16 protein-coding genes, 1 tRNA gene and 1 pseudogene are annotated in these 16265 nt (G+C 62.4%); 8 read left to right on the forward strand and 10 right to left on the reverse strand.

Annotation, left to right across the window (positions count from 1 at the left end):
• Window positions 1–327: 327 nt before the first annotated feature.
• Window positions 328–675, forward strand: a pseudogene (locus Q7S58_RS22305) (hypothetical protein); the annotation flags it as partial.
• Window positions 676–906: 231 nt separating this feature from the next.
• On the opposite strand, the gene Q7S58_RS17780 reads toward Q7S58_RS22305, so the two are convergent.
• The 8 genes from Q7S58_RS17780 to hisI all read right to left on the reverse strand — a co-directional run bounded on the left by Q7S58_RS17780 (window position 907) and on the right by hisI (window position 7878).
• Window positions 907–978, reverse strand: a tRNA-Arg gene (locus tag Q7S58_RS17780).
• A gap of 614 nt (window positions 979–1592) precedes the next feature.
• Window positions 1593–2450 carry a GNAT family N-acetyltransferase gene (locus tag Q7S58_RS17785; RefSeq protein WP_304829008.1) on the reverse strand — a complete coding sequence of 286 codons (858 nt, stop codon included), beginning with the start codon at window positions 2448–2450 and terminating at the stop codon, window positions 1593–1595.
• A 30-nt stretch (window positions 2451–2480) separates the two neighbouring features.
• Window positions 2481–3314 (reverse strand): inositol monophosphatase family protein, encoded by an 834-nt coding sequence (locus Q7S58_RS17790; RefSeq protein ID WP_304829011.1) that lies wholly within the window; start codon window positions 3312–3314, stop codon window positions 2481–2483.
• Between the two features lie 94 nt (window positions 3315–3408).
• The gene (locus tag Q7S58_RS17795; RefSeq protein ID WP_304829014.1) at window positions 3409–4437 is read right to left on the reverse strand and encodes a cobalamin-independent methionine synthase II family protein; all 1029 of its coding nucleotides are present in this window, start codon (window positions 4435–4437) and stop codon (window positions 3409–3411) included.
• A 46-nt stretch (window positions 4438–4483) separates the two neighbouring features.
• Window positions 4484–5359 carry a MaoC/PaaZ C-terminal domain-containing protein gene (locus Q7S58_RS17800; protein ID WP_304829017.1) on the reverse strand — a complete coding sequence of 292 codons (876 nt, stop codon included), beginning with the start codon at window positions 5357–5359 and terminating at the stop codon, window positions 4484–4486.
• 381 nt (window positions 5360–5740) lie between these two features.
• Window positions 5741–6439 (reverse strand): VOC family protein, encoded by a 699-nt coding sequence (locus Q7S58_RS17805; RefSeq protein ID WP_304829019.1) that lies wholly within the window; start codon window positions 6437–6439, stop codon window positions 5741–5743.
• An 84-nt stretch (window positions 6440–6523) separates the two neighbouring features.
• Window positions 6524–7426, reverse strand: coding sequence for an ATP phosphoribosyltransferase (gene hisG / locus Q7S58_RS17810; protein WP_304829021.1), 903 nt, complete (start codon window positions 7424–7426; stop codon window positions 6524–6526).
• Between the two features lie 17 nt (window positions 7427–7443).
• A complete protein-coding gene (hisI, locus tag Q7S58_RS17815) occupies window positions 7444–7878 on the reverse strand; it encodes a phosphoribosyl-AMP cyclohydrolase (RefSeq protein WP_304829023.1) in 435 nt (144 codons plus the stop codon).
• Between the two features lie 147 nt (window positions 7879–8025).
• Between hisI and Q7S58_RS17820 the strand changes: the two genes are divergently transcribed.
• Window positions 8026–8955: a S9 family peptidase gene (locus Q7S58_RS17820; RefSeq protein ID WP_304829026.1), complete on the forward strand. Its 930-nt coding sequence runs from the start codon at window positions 8026–8028 to the stop codon at window positions 8953–8955.
• 8 nt (window positions 8956–8963) lie between these two features.
• On the opposite strand, the gene bcp is transcribed toward Q7S58_RS17820, so the two are convergent.
• Window positions 8964–9530, reverse strand: coding sequence for a thioredoxin-dependent thiol peroxidase (gene bcp / locus Q7S58_RS17825; protein ID WP_304829029.1), 567 nt, complete (start codon window positions 9528–9530; stop codon window positions 8964–8966).
• Between the two features lie 136 nt (window positions 9531–9666).
• Between bcp and Q7S58_RS17830 the strand changes: the two genes are divergently transcribed.
• The 6 genes from Q7S58_RS17830 to Q7S58_RS17855 all read left to right on the forward strand — a co-directional run bounded on the left by Q7S58_RS17830 (window position 9667) and on the right by Q7S58_RS17855 (window position 15974).
• Window positions 9667–10701, forward strand: a complete 1035-nt coding sequence (locus tag Q7S58_RS17830) for a homoserine kinase (RefSeq protein ID WP_304829032.1) — start codon at window positions 9667–9669, stop codon at window positions 10699–10701.
• Between the two features lie 102 nt (window positions 10702–10803).
• Window positions 10804–11706 (forward strand): methylenetetrahydrofolate reductase, encoded by a 903-nt coding sequence (locus Q7S58_RS17835; RefSeq protein WP_304829035.1) that lies wholly within the window; start codon window positions 10804–10806, stop codon window positions 11704–11706.
• Window positions 11703–12386, forward strand: a complete 684-nt coding sequence (folE, locus tag Q7S58_RS17840) for a GTP cyclohydrolase I FolE (RefSeq protein WP_304829038.1) — start codon at window positions 11703–11705, stop codon at window positions 12384–12386. Before Q7S58_RS17835 ends, folE begins: the two co-directional genes overlap by 4 nt.
• A 23-nt stretch (window positions 12387–12409) precedes the next feature.
• The gene (gene rpiA / locus Q7S58_RS17845) at window positions 12410–13084 is read left to right on the forward strand and encodes a ribose-5-phosphate isomerase RpiA (RefSeq protein WP_304829041.1); all 675 of its coding nucleotides are present in this window, start codon (window positions 12410–12412) and stop codon (window positions 13082–13084) included.
• A gap of 323 nt (window positions 13085–13407) precedes the next feature.
• Entirely contained in the window at window positions 13408–14793 is a 1386-nt protein-coding gene (locus Q7S58_RS17850; protein ID WP_304829044.1) for a glycerate kinase, read from the forward strand.
• A gap of 116 nt (window positions 14794–14909) precedes the next feature.
• A complete protein-coding gene (locus Q7S58_RS17855) occupies window positions 14910–15974 on the forward strand; it encodes an isocitrate/isopropylmalate dehydrogenase family protein (RefSeq protein WP_304829047.1) in 1065 nt (354 codons plus the stop codon).
• A 96-nt stretch (window positions 15975–16070) separates the two neighbouring features.
• On the opposite strand, the gene Q7S58_RS17860 is transcribed toward Q7S58_RS17855, so the two are convergent.
• On the reverse strand, window positions 16071–16265 hold a 195-nt coding region (locus tag Q7S58_RS17860), incomplete at its 5' end, for a hypothetical protein (protein WP_304829050.1).

The following is a 16265-nucleotide window of genomic DNA, read 5'->3' on the forward strand; positions in this document are numbered from 1 at the left end:
TTTCTCTAGTTGCGCGGCGGTCTCTTCGATTTGCTCAAGCGCTGTGTCTATCTTGCGGAATGGTTCCGCAAGAGACGGCGCGGCGCTCTCCCGCTTTGACGACAGCGCGACTATCAGCAGCACACAGAAGAGCAACAAGACTACGCCGATTGCTAGCATCGGCATTTCATATCGCGGCGCGAGGCTAACTGGAAGGGCAGTATGAGCGCGGTACTTCAAATCGTGCGGGAGCAGGCGGCAGACGCGCCGGCGGAGTTTATCCGGCTGATACGGGCGGCGGCGACCGAGGCGCATCGCGGGTTCTACCTGGTGCAGGGCCTCGGCGGGATGCGCGTGGGCGAGGCGATAGGCCTTGCGTGGACCAACGTGAGTTTCGAGACGGGCGCGATCGCGGTGCGCCAGCAGATGCTCGAAAGCGGGCATCTGACGGAGCGGCTGAAGACGCGGCGGTCGCGGCGGGAAGTCGAGATGTTCGCGCCGGTAAGCGCGGCGCTCGCCGGCTTGCGTGCCGCGACGATGATGGCGGGCGAGTTGGTATTTGCGAATCGGGACGGATCGCCGTTCAACATCCGATGGCAGAATGACGACCCGTGGCGGCGCACGCTGTTGCGCGCCGAGGTGCCGTTTCGCAAGCTGTCGAATCTGCGCCACACCTACACGTCATTCATGCTGGCGGCGGGCAAGCCGATCCAGTGGATTGCATCGCAGCTCGGGCATGTCGGAGGGCGGAAAATCGATGAGGTGTACGGGCGCTGGGTGAATACGCCGGCGAATGCGCGGCTCGATCTCGGCGATTTTTTCGAGCAGGTGATGGCCTCGAGCGTCGAGGGCGCCGCGCGGATAGCCGTAGGTAAGCCGTATCGCAAGGCGAAAACGCAAAATACCGTAGCATTGGCGGGCTTAAACTGCCCCGGCCGGGAATCGAACCCGGACTTGAGGTTCCGGAGACCTCCGTGATGTCCTTTTCACTACCGGGGCGCGAGTAGAGAACCAGAACTATATCAAGCAATCCGGCGGAACAAGAAAGGATCGACGAATCGAACGCGCTTCGAGAGCAGCTAAATTCGCATCGCGCCAGAGAGCTTCGTCTGATCCGCGCTCCGTCGCGTGGGCTCGACGTGTCGCTTCACTGAGAGTTTGAGAATTTCTTGTCGATGAGTGATCTATCTCCGGGTCATTTCGAGCGCAGCGAGAAATCCCGGATCCGGGTTTCACGCCTCGTCGCTTCGCTTGCTCCGGATGACACGGAACCGCTCCGCTCTTTCTCTCATCCTGAATATGTGGTTGCCCTTCCCGTCATCTTGAGCCGAAGCCCTGAGCGAAGTCGAACGGGCAGGCTGCCGCAGTCGAAAGATCATCGAGACTCCTTCTCTGGCGCGCGATCCGGCACCCTCACCCGCCGATCCCTCCCTTCGTTCGGTTTCGGCGACCTCTCCCGCAACCAAGCGGGCGAGGGAAAGAGAGGATCAGGGATTGTTCGCCCGCGCAGCCTTCGCCTTAGAATGACAAAAATCGTCGGATCGCCGCTACTAAAAATTCACAAACTCTGACCTGGATAGAGGCCGAATCGGATCGATATCGATGCGGTGCAACTACAGCAGAATCGACGGCAGGAACGGAGCCTTCGGTTCGTTGTAAAGCCCGACGCTCATCAGCGTCATCTGCTGCGTCAGGCGCAGCCCCTTGCTGAAGCACCATCGGAGCAACTCACCGTTGCGCGACGGCACCAGAACGCCCGGACCGCCGAACGAACGCGCCGCCGCGATCAGCGCCTTCAATTCGTGGTTCGATTCGCCGACGGCGTGACCGCCGATGCCGAGCATCGTGGCGTATCCCGTGATGCGCCCGAGATGCTCGACGACGGTCGCAGAGCCGTAGCCGATTGCCGCGAGCAGTTCGCCGCCGCGATCGAAGCCGTGCACGTCGAAGCAGAGCCGATTGCACGCGCCGACGTCGTCCCTGGTCGCGGCTCGTACTCGATAGCCAGCGAACGATTCCGCGAGCGCGTCGCCCTGCATCACGGAGAGCGGCTCGCGGATTTCGAAGCCGAGTTTCGCGTACAGGCTGAGCGATCGGTTGTGATAGGCGGTCTGCACCAGCCTGACACCCGGCCGCCGCTCGGCCGCGACTTTGGCGAGCATGTGTTCCATCATCTGGCGGCCGGCGCCGCTGTTCTGAACTTCGGGATCGACGCTGATTGGACCGATGCCCGCGATCGATGCGCGTTCGTCCATGAAATTGCTGCCGAGCACGCGAGCGCCCGCCTCGGCGACGATTCCATAGATGCGCGGGCTCGCAACCATCGCGGAGACGACGCCGACGGCATCCTCGACGGATGGAAAATCGGGCGGGAAGTTGTGCTGATCGGCGATCGATTTGAATGCCAGGTAAGCGATCTTCCCGCAGATGGTCACGTCGTTTTGCGTCGCGGGACGAATCTGTACTTTCATGCGAGGCTCCTTCGACGCCGCAAAAATCTGCTACGCGGATGCCTTCTCCGTGCGCAGCATCTCGGCGTGGCGGCGCTCGGCTTCCGGACGCACGCCGGCGATCACTTCGACCATCTCGTTGTGCACGCGTCCGTTGGTCGCGAGGATGTTGGCGCCGTTCAGATCCAGCGCGCTGCTGTCCATGTTGCTCACGCGTCCGCGCGCCTCCTCGACGATCAGCGCTCCGGCGGCGACGTCCCACGCCTTGAGGCCGAATTCCCAGAAACCGTCGATGCGCCCCGCCGCGACGTAAACCAGATCGAGCGCGGCGGAGCCGGTCCGCCTGACGCCCTGCACGCGGGTCATGAACTCCTCCCAGAAGCTCAGATAGAACCGCCGCCGCTCGCGCCGATCGTACGGGAAGCCGGTGCATAGCAGCGACGCGCCGAGGCTCGGCGTGGTGCTGACGCGAATCGGCTTGCCGTTGAGCTGCGCACCCTTGCCGCGCTGCGCAACGAAGCACTCTTTTTTGAGCGCGTCGAACACCACGCCGAATTGCACGCGTCCGCGCAGTTCGTAGGCGATCGATACGCAGAATTGCGGATAGCCGTGCGCGAAGTTGGTGGTGCCGTCGAGCGGATCGACGATCCAGCGATGGTCGCTCCGATGCGTACTGGCGCCGCTTTCCTCGGCCAGGATCGCGTGGGTCGGAAAGCTGCGATGAATGATCTCGATCACGGCGGCTTCGGCTTCGCGATCGGCCTCGGTCACCAGGTCGATCGAGCTCGACTTGCGATTGACGGTGATTCGGCTGAGCCGCTTGAGATGGATTTTGCCCGCCGCGCGCGCGGCGCGCATTGCAACCTGCTCGATATCGTTCTTCACGGTCAGAAAACGATATGCCAGAGCGGTGGGAGCGTCCAGCGAGAGCCGGCACATCTATCCGCAAGCGACGGCGATCGCGATGTGCTTGCTGTCGTTACAACGTGGAGCGCACCAGGCGCGCGCCTTCAACCATCGCTTTAAGTTTTCCGAATGCGCGCTCGCGCGGCAGATACTTCATCCCGCAATCGGGTGCGATCACCAGCCGCTCGGGCGCCACGAACTTGAGCGCTTTCTCGATTCGGCCGGCGACCGTCTCCGGCGTTTCGATCTGGAGGTCCTTGAGATCGATCACGCCGAGGATGATGGTTTTCGATGGCAGGTCTTTGAGAACTGCGAGATCGATTTTCGGTTGCGCGGTTTCAATCGAGATCTGCTGCACGATGCTGCCTTCGAGTTCGCTCAGGAACGAATAGGCCGATGGCTTCGCGGGCATCACGTGCGCGTAGCCGAAACACATGTGAAGCGCGGTCGTTCCGCGGACGCCTTCGAGCGCGCGATTCACGACGCTGACGCCGTATTGCTTCGCCTGCTCGGCGCGCGCTTCCATCCACGGCTCGTCGATCTGGACGACGTCGGCGCCGGCCGCGAACAAATCCTTGATCTCCTCGTTGACCGCGAGCGCGAGGTCCATCGCGAGTTGTTCCCGGTCGGGATAGAACTGGTTGTCGTTCTGATGCGCCATCGTGAACGGGCCGGGCAGCGTGATTTTTATTTTTCGCGCGGTGTGCGCGCGAAGAAATTTGAGATCGCGTACCTCGACCGGGCCCGGACGCCGGATTCGTCCCGTCACGAGCGGCACCGGGAACGTCATGCTGCCGAGGCGTCCCGCGCCTTTGCCCGCGCGAGTGGTATCGATGCCGTCCAGCGAGTTGGCGAAGCGGTTCGAGTAACTCTCGCGGCGCATCTCGCCGTCGGTGACGATATCGATTCCGGCGGCTTCCATCTCGTGAATCGCGACGATCGTGGCGTCGTCCTGCGCCTGCTCAAGCCACGGCTCTGCGATTCGCCACAGCTCGGGCGCGCGCATCCGCGGCACCTGCTTGCCGAGGCTCTCGCGATTGATCAGCCAGTCGGGCTGCGGGTAGCTGCCCACGACGGTGGTCGGCATCAGTATCGTGTCCATTTCGGTTAGCGCTCCTGCTCGCATTTGCGCCGCGCGCGGACGGCTATCAGCGAAGCACGATCGCGCCATTGGAGATCGCGGGCGCGGCTCGATCGTTCAGCACGTCGAAAAAGATCGCCTCGCCGTCGCCGGAACGATCGCGCGCGTCGATGCGCACCGCGATATCGGAGGGCATCGGCACCATCGCGCGGAACTGCCCGGCGACGCGCGCGACGCGGCGCGGATCACCGCCCGCCTCCGATGCGACTATCCGCGAAACTGCAAGCGCGAGCGTTGCGGTGCCGTGCAGGATGATCGCCGGCAGGCCGGCAGCTTCGGCGACGCTGGCGTCGGTATGAATCGGATTAAAGATCTGCGCGCATTCGGTATAGACGTGGGCCAGGCCGGCGCTGACGTGCACGACGCTCGTGGATCGCGATGGCGGCGAAGTTTTCGACGAGGGTAGGGCAGGCGCCGCGGAGAGCGAGCAGTCGGGACCGCTCAGATCGACTCCGCGATAGAGCGAGCCGTACCACGATGAGCATACCGGCGCGCTGCTCTCGTCAACTGTGTCGAGGCGGGTAACGAGAAACGCGCCGGGGCTGCGGCGTTCCGCGGAAACGATCTCGGCGATGGTGGTCAAGCGTTCGGGTGGGTGAATCGCGCGATGAATTACCAGGTCGTGCGAGGCGTGTACGCCGCGCATCGCTTCGCTGAGTTTGAGGCCCGCGCGCTCCATCTGATCGCGCATTCCGACGATCACGGGCCACTCGAAGCATACCGGGAACATCGGATGCGCGACGAAACTGACTTTGACGCGCGTGTCGAAGTAGCAGGGCGTCGAGTCGTCGAGCGCCGCCGCGTAAGCCATCGACCATCGCGGCGTTACTTCCGTCGTGGCTTTTTCGGAACGGCATCCGACGAGCGAAGATGGAACCGGCATGCCTGATTATCTACGCGCGAATCGCCGCGTCGTCCATCCTCAGGAACGACAGAAGAGCTGGTGGGTGAGGTATCAACAGCGCAGACAGGATCGGAAAAGATTCGGGCTCAATGGCTCCGGCAGCCTCCGCAGAGTTGTGAAGATTTAGTCGGATGATCGATTTCACCACCGATGTCATTCTGAGCCGAAGGCTGCGCAGGCGAAGAATCCCGGGTCTTTTGCTCCGACGGGCGACCCGGCACCCTCACCCGCCGATCCCTCACTCCGTTCGGTGTCGGCGACCTCTCCCGCAACTAAGCGGTAGAGGTATTCGGTGTCGGCGACCTCTCCCGCAACTAAGCGGTAGAGGTATAGAGAAGCGGGCGAGGTCTAAGAACCTGCCTAGGCGGCTTTGCTCTTCTTGGTCTGCACCGGCGGGGTCGTCTCGCTCATGGTGCGCGTGACCTCCTCGTCGGGCATCGTCCAGATCCTGGCGTCGGCCGGAAACTGCATCAGCGGCTTGGTCGGATCGGGCTTGGGCTGCGCAACCTTGCCGCCCTTCGATTCGAATGACGCCGGATGCTTGAAGCGCTCGACTTCTTCAACGCTGATGCCCGCGAGCGCCATCACTTCGGGATCGATCCAAGCTTCCGCGTCGATCGCATTGCCCTCGGAAGTCGAGAACTCGAGCATGATGCCTTCGGGCGCCGCGAGATAAATCGATTTGCAAAAGCCATGATCGAGCGGCCCCATGATCCAGTGGCCGTGCGAGCGCACGCGATCGCGAATCGCCAGCAGGTCGGCCTCGGTATCGACGTTGAGCGCGAGATGCTGCATCACGCCCGGCGCGACGTTGCCAGCGGTGGTGCCGGCGTGCGACACGCCTTTGATCGGAGCGATCTTCGCGATGTCCGGATGCTGCACGAATGCGATCGACGAACTGTCGCTCAGCTTGATGAATCCGTGGAAGGTGTTATCGACGCCATGCATCCAGTAGAGCGCCTCGAGCTCGGCGCCCACGACCTGGGTGAAGAACTCGATCTGCGCCTTGATGTCCTTGGTGCAAATCGCGAGATGATGAACTCCGTTGGCGAGACCCATGGTTCGTTACCTCCGTACGCGCGGCGTCGTGAGATTGTTACATAGCACGAAGTCGCGAATATTTCGACCCGCCGAAAACGTGCGCTAGCCGATTATTTTGTTGAGCGGGAACTCGACGATTCCGACCGCGCCCGCTTCGAGCAATCTCGGAAACAGTTCGCGCACAGTGTGTTCGTCGATCACGGTCTCGACGGCGAGCCATTCCTTGCCCTTGAGCGCGGCCGAGGCGTACAGATGCGAAACGGTCGGCGCGGTGATCGAGGGCAACAGTGCGATCACTTTTTCGAGGTTCTCTTTGGCGACGTTCATCTTGATGCCGACGCGGCTCTCGGCATCGAGTGCGCCACGAATCAGCACGCCGATCTGGCGAATCTTGGCCTGCTTCCAGGGGTCGGTCCATGCCGTGAGATTGGCGACCAGGACCGGATTCGAGACGAGCAATTCCTCGACGATGCGGAGCCCATTGGCGCGAATCGAGGAGCCGGTTTCGGTGACGTCAACGGCAGCGTCGATGATCCCTTCGGCGACCTTGGCCTCGGTGGCGCCCCACGAAAATTCAACTTCTGCTTTAACTTTTCGTTCCGCCAGGATGCGCTTGACGAACTCGACGATCTCGGTGGCGACGCGCTTTCCTTCGAGATCTTCGAGCCGCTTGATGGGCGAATTTTCGCGCACGCACAGCACCCATCGCGAGGGCGTCAGCGTGGCCTTGGCGTAAATGAAACTTTCGACCTGCTCGAGCTGCACGTTGTTCTCGACGATCCAGTCGCTGCCGGTGATGCCGGCGTCGAGCGAGCCGTCGGCGATATAACGGGGCATCTCCTGCGGGCGCAGGATGCGGCAACTGAGCGCGGCGTCATCGACGGTCGGGATATAGGAGCGCGAGCCGACCGAGATGCGCCACCCGGATTTGCGCATCAGCTCGAGGGTCTGCTGCTCGAGGCTGCCCTTGGGAATCCCGAATTTCAGGACCTTGTCTGCCGGCATTTAGATCGCCTCCTGCATCAGCCGGCGGATTTTTTCTGATGGCCGTAGCCGGGTCCATACTTGGTCGGATCGACTTTGCGATCGTCGGTGATCTGCCATTCGCCGTTGTCGAGCTTGCGGAAGAAGCACGACTCGTAGCCGAGATGGCAGGCGGCGGCGTCGCCGCGCGCCTCGACGGCGATCACGATCGCATCGGCGTCGCAATCGATTCTGATCTCGTGAACGATCTGGAAGTTGCCGGACTCCTCGCCCTTGCGCCAGAGCTTGCTCCGCGAGCGCGAGAAATAGCAGGCGCGCCCGGTGGCGATCGTTTCATCGAGCGCGTCGCGATTCATGAAGGCGACGGTCAGCACGCGATGGCTCCGGTGATCGACGGCGATCGCAGGCACTACGCCGCCCTGTTTGTCGAAGTCGATCAATGCTGAGGCCGCCGCCGCTGTTGGGTTGGACATGTCGGTACCAGGGTAAAGTTGAGTTGAGAGCCAACCAGTATCGGCCAAAGCCAGAGCGGATTCAACGCGATACCCCGCGCCACGAGTTTACAATCGCGTGATCAAGCTGTATGCGATCCCTGCAAAGACGTGTAAATTACGGACGCTATGAATCGCGATGCGATGACTGAAGGCTCGATTGAATCGGACTCGGAGCCTGAACCCGCCTCGACGCACAATCCGCTTCGCTTCGTGATACGCGCACTCGCGGCGATGCTCGCGGTGGTCGCTACGGTCGGGACGCTCGCGGCGTGCCGGATGCCGGGCAAATCGGTGGCGTCGCGCTATGAGAACGTCGAGCCGTTCAATTTCGATATCGCGCTCGGGCCTAAGCAATTCCATATCGACGGCTATCTCACGCGAAGCTCCAACGCGGGCAAGCTGCCGGCCTTGCTGGTGCTGAACGACGGAGGCGGGAGCGTCGAGCGATGCGTGCAGATGAGCCAGCACGTGACGGCGATGGGAATCCAAGTCGCGTGCGTGGATATCCCCGGCTACGGCGCGTCGTCCGGGCCGAGCCGCTTCGTCGGGCAGCCGTCGGTGCTGGCGGCGCGGCGCGGACTGGATTTGCTGGTCGCGCGGCCCGACGTCGATGCGTCCCGGCTGGCGGTCTGGGGACTCGGGCAAGGCGCGGTCGCGGCGGGCCTCCTGATGGATTACGACTCGCGCCCGCGGGCGCTGATCCTGCAATCGGGCGCATACGACATGCTGACCCTGTGGCCGCAGGCGCCGCTTCGCACCAAGCTCGCGATCTTGCGCGAGGTGTGGCCGAGCAAGCGCGCGCTCAAGCAGCGGAGCGTGATCGAGAACCTGCCGCCGCGGCTCGATTGCAGCGTGTTGATCATGCACGGCGAGCGCGACAATCGGATGCCTGTGACGCAGGCGGTGAAGCTGGCCGAGGCGCTGCGGGCGCGCGGCGCGCGGGTATCGACCTGCTATTTCCCGAGGGCGTCGCACGATCTTGGCAAACGGGTCGAGCCGGAGTTGCGCGCGTTCCTGCGCGACAATCTGATCGGCGCGGCCCGCGCCGCGTCCTAGTCTCTATCTCAGCTAAGCGATTTCAGCGCCGCGATCACTTCGTCGGTGTGGCCCTTGACCTTGACCTTCGGAAAGACCTTGCGCACGACTCCCGATTTGTCGATCACGACGGTGGTGCGTTCGATCCCCATGAACTCGCGGCCGTAGAGCTTTTTCTTTTTATAGACCCCGTAGGCGCGCGTGACTTTATTGTCGGGGTCGCTGAGCAGCGGGAAGTTCAGCGAGTGCTTGTCGCGGAACTTGACGTGCGACGCGCTCGAATCGGCGCTGATGCCCACGATTTGCGCGCCCATCGCGCGGATGCTCGCGTCGTTGTCGCGGAAGCTGCACGCCTCGATCGTGCATCCGGGCGTCATGTCCTTGGGATAGAAATAGAGCACCAGGTTGCGCTTCCCGATCAGATCCTTGAGCGCAATGGATTTGCCGTCGGCGTCGGCGAGTTGGAAATTGGGCGCCTTTTTTCCTTCGAGCGCGAGGCTGTCATTGCCGGCGGCAGCCGCCGGCTTGATCGACGCGCTTGATGCTTTGGAAGTCTTGAGCGGTGCTTTTGGAGTAATTTTTTTGGTCGTAGGCATAGCGACTGATTTAGCCGCGCATCCGCTCAGAGGCAACTCGCGGCGAAAAACTGCGGTGATGCGAGCCGCCCAGTTGACGAAGCGTCAGGCACGCCTTAGACTTGCGCGCGACAGTCTCCCAGCCGATTGCGTATCCATGGCCGTATATACCGAGCTAAGTAAACCGTTCCTGAAGGAACTCGCCGACGACTACGGTCTGGGCCGGGTCAGCAGCAGCGTCGGAATCCCGGAGGGGTCGGTCAACAGCAACTACGTGCTCGAGACGGCCAAGGGAAAATTCCTGCTGCGGATCGACGAGGTGAAGGGCGAGAACGAACTCAAGCGCGAGATCGATCTGCTGTCGTTCTTGCGCAAGCATGCTTTTCCATGCCCGCATCCGATGCAGGATCGGATGGGACGCTTCTATCGCAGCTTCAACAGCCGCTGCGTCTCGCTGTTCAAGTATCACGAGGGCAAGACGCTGTTGCCGCTGCGAATCCGGCCGAGCCAACTCGAGACGATCGGGCGCACGCTCGGCGATTTGCACGTGATCGGCAAGGCCTACAAGAAGGGAATCGACAATCGCTTCAGCTTCGAGCGAATCGCGGATTTGTATCTGACGGTGCGGAGCCGGCTGCCGAACTATTTCCGCAAGATTTGCCGGACGCTCGACGACGAAGTCGAATACCTGACGCGCTATCTCGAGGGCAAGCTGCCCAAGGGCGTGATCCACGGCGATATCTTCGCCGACAATCTTTTGTTTCGTGGCGAGAAGCTGACCGCGATGCTCGATTTCGAGGCGGCCTGCCGCGGCAAATTCATTTTCGATATCGCGACCGCGGTCAACGCCCTGTGCTTTGTCGATGGCGCGTACTCGCTCGATCGATTCCGCTATCTGCTGTCGGGGTACGAGTCGGTGCGGACGCTGTCGCTGGCGGAGTGGGACGCCTTTCCCAACGAGTTGCGGTTTTCGTCGCTGCGCTTCACGGTGACGCGGTTGCATGATTTCTTCCTGCAGCCGGTCGATGCGCGGGCGCGGGTCAACAAGGACTTCCGCGAATTCTTCGATCGCCTGCGGGTGCTCAGGCGCGAACGCGAGGGCGGGATGGAGCCGCTGCTGATGGCGATGGCGACTGGCTACGACTACCGCAAATACCAGAAAGTGAAGGCGACCGAGCGCCGCCAGGCTTAAGCCGCCGGTATCGCGCGCGACGGTCATCGCGATGGCCCCCCAATCCGAGCCAGGAGAGCGCGCGTTATTCGGGCGCGTTCCCAAGAGCATCACGGAGCGCACTTGTCGCCGCTAATCGATCTATTGAATGCGAACTCGCCGTCGCTGTGGCTCGAGGTTTCGCCGCCGCGCGGAATAAGTTCGTCGGCGCTGCTGAAGCGGCTGGCGGCGCTATCGGGTCATGTCGATGCGATCAACCTGACCGACAACGCGCTCGGCAAGATCAAGATGTCGGGGCTGGTGTTCGGCGCCGCGATCAAGCAGCAACTCAAAATTCCGGTCGTGCTCAACATGTCTTGCCGCGATCGCAATCGATTCGCGCTGACGTCGGATTTGCTGGGCGCGGCGGCGCTTGGAATCGACGCGATCACGGCGCTCACTGGCGACAAGATCCCGCCTGAAGAGAACGGGCGCACGATCCCGGCGCATGACCTCGACGCATTCGGGCTGCTGAAGATTATCGCGGCGTTGAATCGCGGTGACACCGGCGAAGGCAAGGCGCCGCTCAAGACGATACCCTCGATCGTGGCGGGTGCGGTCGCCAATCCGAATCGCAAGAATATCGAGCGCGAATACGAGTTGCTCGAGCGCAAGGCCGCGGCGGGTGCGAAATTCGTGATCACGCAGCCGGTCTTCGAGCCTGAAACCGCGCGCCGTTTCATTGCCAGGGCCAACCAGTTTGGTATCAAGACAGTGCTCGGGATACTGCCGGTCAAACGGGAAGCGATGGCCAACTATCTGATCGAACGGGTGAAGGATTTGAGCGGGGCGCGGCCTCATCTCGATCGCTACGCTGGAATGGGTGAAGAGGAAGTGCGCGCGTTTTCGATCAGAGAGAATATGGCGCTGATGGCAGAGTTGGCTGGCGAAGTGGCGGGCTTTAACATAATGAGTGGCGGGGGGCCGTCGCTCGCGATCGAACTCGCGCTGCAGTTCAGCCACTGGCGTAAGGAGCATCGCTCATGAACCGGACTCATTCGAACGGCGCGAAACTGAGGTCTGCCGAGAAGACCGAAAAACCGGCTAAAGCGGAAACTGGCGCGGGTAAGGCCGCGGCGATTGAACCCGCGAAAGAAAAGGATCGCGCGACGCTCGAAGGCGCGGTGCGCGTGATCCTGCGCCACATCGGCGAGGATCCGAATCGCGAAGGGTTGCGCAACACGCCGGCGCGGGTCGCCAAGGCGTACGAATTCATGACCAGCGGCTATGGCAAGGAACCCAAGGACGCGATCAACGGTGCGCTCTTCACCGAAGAAGACTACCAGGAAATGATCCTGTGCAAGGATTTGGATTTCTACTCCTTGTGCGAGCATCATCTGCTGCCGTTCATGGGCAAGGCGCACGTCGCGTATCTGCCGAACCGCAAGATCGTCGGACTGTCGAAGCTGGCGCGGTTGGTCGAAATCTTCGCGCGGCGGCTGCAAGTGCAGGAGCGGATGACCACCCAGATCGCACAGACGATCATGTCGGAGATCGATCCGCTCGGAGTCGCGGTGGTGCTCGAGGCCGAGCACATGTGCATGCGGATGCGCGGCGTCGAAAAGCAGAATTCCTACGTCACGACGTCGGCGATGCTCGGCGTTTTTCGGACCAATCAGGAAACCCGCCAGGAGTTCATGCAGTTGCTGCGCAAGAGCAATCTCTGATCGCGCACTCGGCAAAGCAATTGATGGCGGACGAAGAAGATTCGCTCGACCGGCTCGGCCAGTATGCGCTGCGGTACGTCAAGCCGGGGCATACGATCGGGCTTGGCACCGGCCGCGCGGCGAGTGCCTTTATTCGCGCGCTCGGCGCGAGCAACATCAAGGTGCGCGGCGTGCCGACCTCGGGGCTTGCTGAGGATCTCGGGCGGTCGGTGGGGATACCGATCGTGACGCTGGCAGAGGCCGAAAAAATCGATATCGATTTCGACGGCGCCGACGAAGTCGACTCGCGCCTCAACCTGATAAAAGGCTACGGCGGTGCGCTGGTGCGCGAGAAGATCGTGGCGGCGTCATCGCGGCGGTTTATCGTGCTGGTCGGCGCGGAGAAGTTAGTGCCCAAGTTGGGTCATCGCGGGAGCCTGCCGGTCGAGGTGGTGCCGTTCGGACTCGCGCTGGTGACGAAGAAAATCAAGGCGCTCGGGATGAAGCCGCGGCTCCGCGAAAAAGATGGCAACGAGTTCGTGACCGACAACGGCAATCTGATTCTCGATTGCGGGCTGAAACCGCTCGCCAATCCGGCGCGGCTGGAGCGCGAGTTGCACGCGATTCCGGGCGTGGTCGGCACGGGGCTGTTCCTCGGGATGGCGGATACGGTGCTGATCGCGGAGAAATCGGGCAAGATCGCCGTTCGCAAGCGCTAGATCCGCAGCTATCCAGGCCCCTGGGATGTTTCACGTGAAATGTCGTGGAATGCGGATGAGGGTCAAAACCGGCGTCGAAAGCTGGAGTCGTCGCGAAGCCCGGAATATTTGGTTTCGGACGAGATGGCTGAAAAAATGTTTCACGTGAAACGTCGGAAAGTTTCGGTGGAATTTTGGTTCAGGGGAAGGAAAATCGAAAGGGCAGGATGTCGAGGCGTCGTTGGGGCAAGAAAAAGAAGAGATGAGCTGAAGTTTAATACGGTACGCCAGCGACGGGACTTGCGAGCATTGAGATCCCTCGACTCCGGCAGCCTCCGCGCGGGATGACGGATGGGGCAGCGTCGTTAGTGGTTTCGGAAAAACTATCCAAGAACGAAGAATCGTCGCATGAACGCGGCGCGCGCGCCGACCTTGCCAAGATTTATCGCGCGGCGATTGACGCGGTCGATCCTGCGCGCCTCGTCGCGCGGGCGCTTGACGGCGCGATCGACGGTACTGTCCCACAATTGATCGACAATGCGCCGCGAGTATTTTTGCTCGCGATCGGCAAAGCGTCGGCGGCGATGGCGCTCGAGATCGAGCGGCGCATCGGCGCCAGTATCGTCGATGCGCTGGCGGTGGTACCGCAAACAGACGCCGCCATCCGATCCGGCGCGAATCCGGGCTCGCGGATTCGATTCGTTGCGGGGGCGCATCCGCTGCCCGACGAATCGTCGATGGCGGCGGCGCGCGCGGTGCTCGGGATGCTCCGCACGATCGCCGCGGACGACCTGCTGATTGTCGCGCTCAGCGGCGGCGCGTCGGCGATGTGCACGATGCCGCCGCCGAACATCGCGCTCGAAGACAAAATCGCGATCGTGCAAGGGCTGCTGCGAGCGGGTGCGTCGATTCGCGAACTGAACGTCGTGCGCAAGCATCTGTCGGCGCTGAAGGGCGGGCGGATTATCGGTCTCAGCAACGGTGCGCGCGTGCTCGGCCTGATCCTGTCAGACGTGCCAGGCAACGAACTCGCGACGATCGGCTCGGGTTTGACGGCGGCCGATTGGAGCACGTTCGGCGACGCGATCGCGGTGCTGAAGCGGCGCGCTCTCTGGGGACGCGCGCCCGAGTCGGTGCGCGATTATCTCGAGCGCGCGGCCGCGGGCGAAGTGGCAGAAACGCTCAAAAGCGATGACCCCGCGTGCGAGCGCGTGATCAACGTGATCATCGGAGATAACGGCCTCGCGCTGGAAGGCGCGGAGCAGGCCGCTGCGGGGCTCGGATATCATGTTCATCGATGGAAAGAGTTGCAGGGCGAGGCCGACGATGTTGGGCGCAAGCTGGCCGAGCATCTGCGCGGGATCACCGATGAACGTATCTGCGTGATCGCGGGCGGCGAGCCGGTGGTGACGGTGCGCGGCGGCGGACGGGGCGGACGCGCGCAGCAGTGCGCGCTCGCGATGAGTATCGAGCTTGCTAAGGTCGCGCGCGATCGCAGAATCGCGGCGCTCTTTGCCGGTACCGACGGAATCGACGGGCCGACCGACTCTGCCGGCGCGTTCGCGTCGCCGGCGGCGGTCGAGCGCGGAAAGCGCGGGGGCGCCAGCGCCGACGTCTCGCTCGCGCGCAACGACGCATACAATTTTTTCAGGACGACTGGCGATTTGTTTCTCACCGGACCGAGCGGCACCAACGTCAGCGACGTTTTCATAGGGTTGGTGAATTATTGATCGAAAAAAATACCTCGCCCTTGCTTTACGGGCGAGGGAAGATCCGGGACTCTTCGCTGCGCTCAGAATGACAAAATGGCGATAAGATAAGCAGCTACACGCTGTTCAATGAAAGGATGAGCAGAAAGGGGTCAAAAGCGGCGGCGGCGTCGAAGAAGCGCGTGAAACCGGCGTCGGCGCGGCGGGTCACGCTGATTCCGGGCGACGGCGTCGGTCCCGAGGTCATCGCGGCGGCGGTCGCGGTGATCGAGGCGTCAGGCGTGACGATCGATTGGGATCGGCAAGAGGCCGGCGCCGCGGCATTCAAGCGCTACGGGACGCCGGTGCCGGAGCCGACCCTGCGCTCGCTCCGCCGGACGCGAATCGCGCTCAAGGGACCGCTCGAAACGCAGGTGGCAGAGGGCTGGCGCTCGATCAACGTTTATCTCCGGCGCACCTTCGACCTGTACGCGAATATTCGGCCGACGATGAGTTTCGCGGGCGTGCCGACGCCCTTTCGCGACGTGAACCTGGTCGTGGTGCGCGAGAATACGGAGGATCTGTACTCGGGAATCGAGCATGAAATCGCGCCGGGGGTGGTCGAAGGCGTCAAGGTGATCACGGCGCGCGCGTCACGGCGGATCGCGAAATTCGCGTTCGAGTACGCGCGGGCGCATCGCCGGAAATCGATCACGGCGATCCACAAAGCGAATATCATGAAGCTATCGGACGGGCTGTTTCTCAAATGCGCGCGAGCGGTGGCGCGCGGCTATCCGGAGATTCGCTACACCGAGCAAATCGTCGATGCGGCGTGCATGCGCCTGGTCACCGATCCGGGTTCGTTCGATATCCTGCTGCTGGAAAATCTCTACGGCGATATCGTTTCCGATTTGTGCGCGGGACTGGTCGGCGGATTGGGCCTGGTGCCGGGCGCGAACTACGGCGACAAGGGCGCGATCTTCGAGGCGGTCCACGGCACGGCGCCGGATATCGCGGGCAAGAATGTCGCGAATCCGACCGCGGCGATTTTGTCGGCGGCGATGATGCTCGACTACCTCGGCTATCAACGTGAAGGCGATCGGATTCGCGCGGCGACTGGAGCGGTGCTGCGCGCGGGCAAGGTGCTGACGCGCGAGGTCGGCGGCAAGGCCTCGACCGGCGAGTTCACCGACGCGATTATCACCGCGCTGTCGCGCGCGTAGAAAGAGAGGAGGCAACCCGCGAAACCCTCACGGGTTTCGGACTTCCTGGGGCGACGCGAAGCCGACTTCGGGCCGCAGGGCCGAATCGTATTAGGATTAAAGATGCGCGCTACGCGCTGTTAGTAAAAGGATGAGGAAAAAGAATGCGCGCTCTTGCCATGCAGCGCGGATGAAAATGCTGGCGAGTGACAGAAAGCGGATCGGATCAGGCGGCGGAGCGGGGCTTTCGCCGGATCGATCGCTCCGATAATAATCAGCGCATGACAAAGCCTGCCAAATCGGAGGATATCG

The sequence above is a fragment of the Candidatus Binatus sp. genome, assembly GCF_030646925.1.
Taxonomy (GTDB): Bacteria; Desulfobacterota; Binatia; order Binatales; family Binataceae; genus Binatus.

What these genes read in the sequence shown, in the direction of transcription:
- Q7S58_RS17785 (WP_304829008.1), bottom strand. Translation starts at nt 2,450, where the DNA reads ATGAAAGTACAGATTCGTCCCGCGACGCAAAACGACGTGACCATCTGC.
- Q7S58_RS17795 (WP_304829014.1), bottom strand. Translation starts at nt 4,437, where the DNA reads ATGGACACGATACTGATGCCGACCACCGTCGTGGGCAGCTACCCGCAG.
- Q7S58_RS17800 (WP_304829017.1), bottom strand. Translation starts at nt 5,359, where the DNA reads ATGCCGGTTCCATCTTCGCTCGTCGGATGCCGTTCCGAAAAAGCCACG.
- Q7S58_RS17805 (WP_304829019.1), bottom strand. Translation starts at nt 6,439, where the DNA reads ATGGGTCTCGCCAACGGAGTTCATCATCTCGCGATTTGCACCAAGGAC.
- hisG (WP_304829021.1), bottom strand. Translation starts at nt 7,426, where the DNA reads ATGCCGGCAGACAAGGTCCTGAAATTCGGGATTCCCAAGGGCAGCCTC.
- hisI (WP_304829023.1), bottom strand. Translation starts at nt 7,878, where the DNA reads ATGTCCAACCCAACAGCGGCGGCGGCCTCAGCATTGATCGACTTCGAC.
- Q7S58_RS17820 (WP_304829026.1), top strand. Translation starts at nt 8,026, where the DNA reads ATGAATCGCGATGCGATGACTGAAGGCTCGATTGAATCGGACTCGGAG.
- bcp (WP_304829029.1), bottom strand. Translation starts at nt 9,530, where the DNA reads ATGCCTACGACCAAAAAAATTACTCCAAAAGCACCGCTCAAGACTTCC.
- Q7S58_RS17830 (WP_304829032.1), top strand. Translation starts at nt 9,667, where the DNA reads ATGGCCGTATATACCGAGCTAAGTAAACCGTTCCTGAAGGAACTCGCC.
- folE (WP_304829038.1), top strand. Translation starts at nt 11,703, where the DNA reads ATGAACCGGACTCATTCGAACGGCGCGAAACTGAGGTCTGCCGAGAAG.
- rpiA (WP_304829041.1), top strand. Translation starts at nt 12,410, where the DNA reads ATGGCGGACGAAGAAGATTCGCTCGACCGGCTCGGCCAGTATGCGCTG.
- Q7S58_RS17850 (WP_304829044.1), top strand. Translation starts at nt 13,408, where the DNA reads ATGACGGATGGGGCAGCGTCGTTAGTGGTTTCGGAAAAACTATCCAAG.
- Q7S58_RS17855 (WP_304829047.1), top strand. Translation starts at nt 14,910, where the DNA reads ATGAGCAGAAAGGGGTCAAAAGCGGCGGCGGCGTCGAAGAAGCGCGTG.